The 1,474-nt window shown below is 37.7% G+C and carries 2 protein-coding genes; both read left to right on the forward strand.

The features are described 5' to 3' along the window. The first annotated feature begins 264 nt into the window (after positions 1-264). Entirely contained in the window at positions 265-750 is a 486-nt protein-coding gene (locus QZT26_RS17615; protein ID WP_099326140.1) for a ferritin family protein, read from the forward strand. A 483-nt stretch (positions 751-1,233) separates the two neighbouring features. Further along, positions 1,234-1,474, forward strand: a 241-nt coding sequence (locus tag QZT26_RS17620; RefSeq protein WP_295104053.1) for a Druantia anti-phage system protein DruA, incomplete at its 3' end; no start/stop codon positions are given.

The raw sequence follows: 1,474 nt of genomic DNA on the forward strand, positions 1-1,474 counted from the left end.
TGTTTAAAGTAGTACAATAGCGCTACCACAATTGCTAAAAAACGGATATCTGTTATCGCTTTTTGCCAATCTTGGTAGTGGAAAATACTGATTTTCGCATTGCGAAAATCGTTTGCAGGATTTAGGTATAAAATTATACAAACCTTTCCAAAAAAAATACCTAACACGTAGCATAAACATGGGGACAATTCCCATATTAGAAAACAATACGGGGGTTGTCCCCGTATTTCCGAACAGACGTAGTTAAAAAAGGGGAATAAGAAAATGGATATATATGAATTTGCAATGCAGATGGAAAAAGACGGTGAAAAGTATTACCGTGATTCGGTCCAAAAAATTAACAACGCAGGGCTTAAAAACATACTGTGTCTACTGGCAGATGCTGAAGTGAAGCATTACAATATTCTTCAGAAAATGAAAGAAAATGAAAAAATTCACATGTCTGATACACAATTATTATCAAACGTAAAAAATATATTTATACAAATGAAAGAAGAGAAAGACACATTCGGTGTTACTATCTCGCAAATAGATTTATATAAAAAGGCTCAGGATATTGAGAAAAAGAGCAAAGAATTTTATTTAGAAAAAGCGGAGGAAGTAAAAGACCAATCTCGAAGATCACTATTTTTGAAGATTGCAGAGGAAGAAAAAAAACACTATTCAATACTGGAAAACATAATCAATTTCGTATCCCGACCGCAGAATTGGCTTGAAAATGCCGAGTGGTTCCATTTGGAAGAATATTGAAGAAGTTGGTAATTACTTTTGTCGGTCAGGTTCGTCAGCGTCCTTTTTTGCTTACGCACCTATTTCTTTTAAATCTTTTAACACTTCCTTTGCGTGATCAGCAGGTTTTACCTTTTCATAAATTTTCGCGATGTTGCCCTTAGGATCGATTTAAAATGACGTTCTAATGGCTCCCATATGTTCTTTCCCCATGAATTTTTTCGTTCTCCATTGAGATATACTGTAAGAGTTCATAAATAGGGATTTCCAGAATTAGGTTTAACTTCTGTCAGTACAAATAGCTATAGCATTTTTGTAATCACATTTTGTGGACACCTTGAGTATAGTTTCAACAGTTTAAAAATCAAATTCCAATACCGTTCACGAAAACTGCATGCTTCTCGATGAGCGCCTTTATAAAGGCGCTCATCGAGAAGCATTTTCTCAGAGGTCGGACTTATATTTCCTGCGAACTATGCAAGCATCGGAACTGGGTGCAGCCCAATGGCAAACATAAAGAATACGCAGCACTGGGAGTATCTCTTCCATCACTATCACTACCTCGGCAATCCCCGGCTTGTTGGCGAACACCTCAGACACATCGTACGTATCGGCAATCAGGTTGTTGCCTGCCTGGGGTGGGCAAGCGCCGTATGGAAGGTCAAAGACCGTGATCGTCTCATTGAATGGGATGAGACTACTAAACCGTACGCACTTAGGCACTGTCCAAAAATAATTTGGTATT

Origin of the sequence: uncultured Candidatus Kuenenia sp. (assembly GCF_900696675.1) — a bacterium.
GTDB classification, from domain to species: domain Bacteria; phylum Planctomycetota; class Brocadiia; order Brocadiales; family Brocadiaceae; genus Kuenenia; species Kuenenia stuttgartiensis_A.

Bases quoted from the DNA above. Each gene is read 5' to 3' on its own strand.
- QZT26_RS17615 (WP_099326140.1), top strand. From the start codon at position 265: ATGGATATATATGAATTTGCAATGCAGATGGAAAAAGACGGTGAAAAG.